Source organism: Neisseria sp. P0021.S005 (assembly GCF_051956955.1).
The window spans coordinates 1-5,052 of the sequence record NZ_JBQCWY010000196.1 but is presented as its reverse complement, the minus strand read 5'-3'; the positions used below and the strand labels follow the sequence as shown (position 1 = coordinate 5,052).

The 5,052-nt window shown below is 50.0% G+C and carries 6 protein-coding genes; 3 read left to right on the top strand and 3 right to left on the bottom strand.

The features are described from left to right. Both ACTHUE_RS10800 and tehB read left to right on the top strand, forming a co-directional pair. Window positions 1-381: PH domain-containing protein (locus ACTHUE_RS10800; RefSeq protein ID WP_440423456.1), on the top strand; the 381-nt coding region annotated here is incomplete at its 5' end. 12 nt (window positions 382-393) lie between these two features. Further along, window positions 394-1,263 (top strand): SAM-dependent methyltransferase TehB, encoded by an 870-nt coding sequence (tehB, locus tag ACTHUE_RS10795; protein WP_039861960.1) that lies wholly within the window; start codon window positions 394-396, stop codon window positions 1,261-1,263. Between the two features lie 56 nt (window positions 1,264-1,319). On the opposite strand, the gene ACTHUE_RS10790 is transcribed toward tehB, so the two are convergent. Together ACTHUE_RS10790 and ACTHUE_RS10785 are read right to left on the bottom strand one after the other, a co-directional pair. Next, window positions 1,320-1,820, bottom strand: a complete 501-nt coding sequence (locus ACTHUE_RS10790; RefSeq protein WP_004519325.1) for a GNAT family N-acetyltransferase — start codon at window positions 1,818-1,820, stop codon at window positions 1,320-1,322. Window positions 1,821-1,833: 13 nt separating this feature from the next. After that, window positions 1,834-2,370, bottom strand: coding sequence for an isochorismatase family protein (locus ACTHUE_RS10785; RefSeq protein ID WP_004519326.1), 537 nt, complete (start codon window positions 2,368-2,370; stop codon window positions 1,834-1,836). 153 nt (window positions 2,371-2,523) lie between these two features. Between ACTHUE_RS10785 and argS the strand changes: the two genes are divergently transcribed. Then, the gene (gene argS, locus ACTHUE_RS10780; RefSeq protein WP_004519327.1) at window positions 2,524-4,437 is read left to right on the top strand and encodes an arginine--tRNA ligase; all 1,914 of its coding nucleotides are present in this window, start codon (window positions 2,524-2,526) and stop codon (window positions 4,435-4,437) included. 158 nt (window positions 4,438-4,595) lie between these two features. Here the strand turns inward: argS and ACTHUE_RS10775 are convergent, their stop codons facing one another. Next, window positions 4,596-4,952: an STAS/SEC14 domain-containing protein gene (locus tag ACTHUE_RS10775; protein WP_003678720.1), complete on the bottom strand. Its 357-nt coding sequence runs from the start codon at window positions 4,950-4,952 to the stop codon at window positions 4,596-4,598. Window positions 4,953-5,052: the final 100 nt, after the last annotated feature.

Here is a 5,052-nt window from a genome sequence, read left to right as displayed (position 1 = left end):
TTCAGCGGCCTTTTGGGCAATGCTTCGCAAAAAGACGCCGATGCGGTGGAACGCGATTTGGCGAATATCCTGATTGATGGCGAACAGGTAAAAATGGCATTCAGCCTGGTGCGCGATTTGATTGTGTTTACCGAATATCGGCTGGTGTTGGTGGACAAGCAGGGGTTGACCGGCAAGAAAGTGTCTTACCGTTCGATTCCATACCGTTCAGTATCGCGCTTTTCGGTGGAAACCTCGGGTCATTTTGATTTGGATGCCGAGCTGAAGATTTGGGTTTCTTCCGGCGAGGTGCCAACCGAAACCTTGCAATTTAAAAGCGACAAGAGCGTGATTGCCATTCAAAAAGCCTTGGCAGAAGCTGTGTTGAAACCGTCAAAATAGAAAGGAAACATGATGAGCGAACAGCAAGAATTGTTTTGTTACAAGCAGATGCCGGTGTGGACGGCGGACGAGATTCCCGAAGCCTTGTTGTCCAAACACAATACTGCCGCCGGTACTTGGGGCTGCCTCAATGTCCTCCAAGGCCGTCTGAACTTCAATGAAGTGGACGAGGCGGGCAATGTTACGTCCACGCACGAGCTGACGCCTGAAAGCGATGATTGGATTATCCATCCGCAAGCATGGCACTTTATCGCGCCGCAAACGCAAGACACGGAAATCCAACTGTCGTTTTACTGCGAGGCGGCAGACTATTTCAATAAGAAATACGGCATGAGCGCGACACATTCGGCCGTCCGTGCTGCCGAAGGCATCGTACCTGTCGGCAAGGTTTTGGATATGGGCTGCGGTCAGGGCCGCAATGCGCTGTATCTGGGTTTGAAAGGTTTTGACGTTACCGCTGTCGATAATAATCCCCATGCGGTTCAAAACGTGGAAGAGCTGGCGCGTATCGAAGAGTTGAATGTCCGCGCGTTTGAATACGACCTCAACGCCGCCAATATTCAGGAAAACTTCGATTATATGGTGGCGACCGTGGTGTTTATGTTCCTGATGCCGCGTTACGTTCCTGACGTGATTGCCAATATAAAGGAACACACCAACCCCGGCGGCTACAACCTGATCGTGTCTGCGATGGATACGGAAGATTTCCCTTGCCCGATGCCGTTCCCGTTCAAGTTTAGTGAGGGCGAGCTGCGCGAATACTATAAGGATTGGGAATTGGTGGAATACAAGGAAGAGCTGGGTTCGATGCACGCGAAAGACGAATTCGGCAATCCGATTCAGTTTAAATTCGTTACCATGCTGGCGAAGAAACCGGAATAAAGGTTTTGCCGTCAAAAGGCCGTCTGAATTCAGTTTTCAGACGGCCTTTGCCGTAATCAATCCACAATCCTTTTGCCCAAAATCACCACGTCTGCCAACATGGTTTCCAAGTCGCAGACTTGTGGCAGCCGCCCCCATTCTTCAAAACCGAAACGGTGAAACAGGTTCAGGCTCGGATAGTTGTGGCCGAACACAAGCGCGATGACGTTGTGGATGTCTAAGGACGGTGCGCGTTCGAGCATGTGCCGCAACAGGATTTTGCCCACGCCTGCGCCGCGCATATCGTGGCGGACATAAATGCTGACTTCCGCGCTGATGTGGTAGGCGTAGCGCGGATGGTAGTCACTGAAACTGCCCCATGCCAATACGGTGCCGTCGGCATCGTAAAGGGCGTAGATCGGGCGTTTGTCCGTGTGCGCGGCAAACCACATTTCACGCTCGGCAACCGTGGTCGGCGACAAATCGGCCGTGGATTGGCGCGTGGCCACGGTGCTGTTGTAAATATCGACGATGGCGGGCAAGTCTTGGCGCAGGGCAGGACGGATGGTGTATTGCATTTCAGACGGCCTGTTATTGAATTAGTTTGGAGATAGTCTTAAAGGCCGGATGTTTGGCATCGCCGAGCAGTTGGAACAAAATACTTTCGACATTGGAAACGATAATGCCTTGACGGCTCATTTGCGCCAAACCATTGTCGCGGTTGGCCGTTGTGCGCGAGGCGGTGCATTCGAAAGGCAGGAATACGGCGTAACCTTGCGCCTTCAAATCCAAGGCCGTCTGAAGCATACAGATATGCGCTTCAGCACCCATCAAAATAACGTTTTTAATGTCGTTTTTGCGTAAGATTTCCTGAATTTCGGGCAAAAACGCCGAAAATTGGGTTTTCTCGACAATCGGCGTGCCTTCGGGCAACAGCAGCGATACGGCGGATACGGTGCTGCCCAAACCTTTCGGATATTGTTCGGTTACGGCAAAGGGGATGTCCAAAGCCGTCAAACCTTGAATCAGCAGGCGGCAGCGTTCCAACATTTCATCCGCGCCGGAAAGGGCGGGCAGCAGGCGTTCTTGAATATCGACAATCAGACAAAGCGTATTTTTCGGGTTCATGGCTTTTCCTTTCAGACGGCCTTTACAGCAAAATCGTTGAATCAGAATGCAATCATATAACAAGCCGCTGGAAAAGTATTGCAGCTTGCCCTGTTTTAAAGCCCGAAATTCTTTTAAAATACCGCCTGATTTGAATTGATAGAGACCGACAACATGAATTTATACCAAACCGTCGAACGTGAAGCCCAAGCAGCCTTTGCCGCCGCAGGCATTGCCGACAGCCCCGTTGTTTTGCAGCCGACCAAGAATGCCGAACACGGCGATTTCCAAATCAACGGCGTGATGGGTGCGGCGAAAAAAGCCAAACAAAATCCGCGCGAGTTGGCGCAAAAAGTGGCCGAAGTATTGGCGGACAACGCTGTGATTGAAAGTGCGGAAGTAGCCGGCCCGGGCTTTATCAACCTGCGCCTGCGTCCTGAGTTCCTCGCCCAAAACATTCAGACGGCCTTAAACGACGCGCGTTTCGGCGTAGCAAAAACCGACAAACCTCAAACCGTCGTTATCGACTATTCTTCGCCTAATCTTGCCAAAGAAATGCACGTCGGCCACCTGCGTTCCAGCATCATCGGCGACAGCATTTCGCGCGTGTTGGAATTTATGGGCAACACCGTTATCCGTCAAAACCACGTCGGCGACTGGGGTACGCAGTTTGGCATGTTGGTCGCTTATTTGGTTGAGCAGCAAAAAGACAATGCCGCGTTTGAGCTGGCTGATTTGGAACAGTTTTACCGTGCCGCCAAAGTACGCTTTGACGAAGATCCTGCCTTCGCTGACACTGCACGCGAATACGTTGTGAAGCTACAAGGCGGCGATGAAACCGTTTTGGCGTTGTGGAAACAGTTTGTCGATATTTCGCTCTCGCACGCCCAAGCCGTTTATGACACGTTGGGCCTGAAACTGCGTCCAGAAGACGTGGCGGGCGAATCGACATACAACAACGATTTGCAGCCCGTGGTCGATGATTTGGCTCAGAAAGGTTTGGCAGTCGAAGACGACGGCGCGAAAGTCGTGTTTTTGGACGAGTTCAAAAACAAAGAAGGCGAACCTGCCGCATTTATCGTGCAAAAACAAGGCGGCGGCTTCCTTTATGCTTCCACCGACTTGGCGTGTTTGCGCTACCGCGTCGGTACGCTTCATGCCGACCGCCTGTTGTATGTCGTCGACCACCGCCAAGCCCTGCACTTTGAGCAACTCTTTACAACTTCCCGCAAAGCAGGCTATCTGCCGGAAGATGTAAAAGCCGAGTTTATCGGCTTCGGCACCATGATGGGCAAAGACGGCAAACCGTTCAAAACGCGCAGTGGCGACACCGTGAAACTGGTTGATTTACTTGATGAAGCGATCAATCGAGCCGAACAAGTCGTAAAAGAGAAAAATCCAAAATGGCAATTAACAACAGAATTAGAAGATGGATTAAAAAAGATTTCTTCTTTAACTAATTCTGATAATTTAAAAAATAAATTAAAGTACAACTTAGAAAATAAAAAGTTGGAAATTACTTTGGAAAACGATGTTGTGTATCATCTTCCTATCGATAAGATTGACAAGATTGTCAGAGGAGCAGAGGAATATACTGATACAGCATTAAGTGATGCAGAGAAAATTGCCCGAGTTGTCGGCATCGGCGCAGTCAAATATGCCGATTTGAGTAAAAACCGCACCAGCGATTATGTGTTCGACTGGGATGCCATGCTTTCGTTTGAAGGCAACACCGCCCCCTACCTGCAATACGCCTACACACGCGTGCAAAGCGTGTTCCGCAAAGCAGGCGAATGGGATGCAACCGCGCCAACCGTTTTGACCGAACCTTTGGAAAAACAACTGGCCGCCGAGCTGTTGAAATTTGAAGACGTACTGCAAAGTGTGGCAGATACTGCGTATCCGCACTACCTCGCCGCCTACCTCTATCAAATTGCCACTCTGTTCAGCCGCTTCTACGAAGCCTGCCCGATTTTGAAATCAGAAGGCGCAACCCGCAACAGCCGCCTGCAACTGGCGAAGCTGACCGGCGACACGCTGAAACAAGGCTTGGAATTGCTGGGTATTGATGTATTGGATGTGATGTAAGTTTTTGAATAAAAACGATGAAAGGCCGTCTGAAACTTTGCGGGTTGCAAGGTTTCAGACGGCCTTTTTTTATGCTTTGAAAAATATTGTGATACCGTTGATTTTGAGCCTAAGCGGTTTTGAATTTGCTCAGGTAATGCGTTTAGACGGCCTTATCTTTATTTCAAATTGCTTGCCAACAACCAAGCCTGTGCTTCGGCAGCATCGCTGAAATATTTGGGATGTTGGTTGGTCAAGAGGCTGGAAAGGCGCGCGCCGAGTTTGATCCAAATGTCGTCGGTAATGACGGCAACGCGGCCGAAGTCGGTTTCGTGTTGGTTGAGGAATTTGATTTGCTCAACCGCCATATCGATGGTGAAGTCTTTCAGCATGGACAAGTCCAACAGGATGTCGGGCAGATGGACTTTTTGTTTCGCGGCCAACAAGGCTTCTTCCAATTGGCGGAAATCGTCCAAAGTGAACTCGTTGTACAGCGCTACGTTTAAGCCGTAAGATTGTTCGCGGATGGAAATCATGGTGTTCTCCTTGTTAAATTATTGCTTCATCAGAAATTTTTTGATTGAGGCCGGAGTAAAACTGCTGAACACGCCGCCTGCAACAATGATAACCATGCCG

Excerpts from the sequence above, each read along its gene's own strand:
- tehB (WP_039861960.1), top strand. The coding sequence starts at position 394 with ATGAGCGAACAGCAAGAATTGTTTTGTTACAAGCAGATGCCGGTGTGG.
- ACTHUE_RS10790 (WP_004519325.1), bottom strand. The coding sequence starts at position 1,820 with ATGCAATACACCATCCGTCCTGCCCTGCGCCAAGACTTGCCCGCCATC.
- ACTHUE_RS10785 (WP_004519326.1), bottom strand. The coding sequence starts at position 2,370 with ATGAACCCGAAAAATACGCTTTGTCTGATTGTCGATATTCAAGAACGC.
- argS (WP_004519327.1), top strand. The coding sequence starts at position 2,524 with ATGAATTTATACCAAACCGTCGAACGTGAAGCCCAAGCAGCCTTTGCC.
- ACTHUE_RS10775 (WP_003678720.1), bottom strand. The coding sequence starts at position 4,952 with ATGATTTCCATCCGCGAACAATCTTACGGCTTAAACGTAGCGCTGTAC.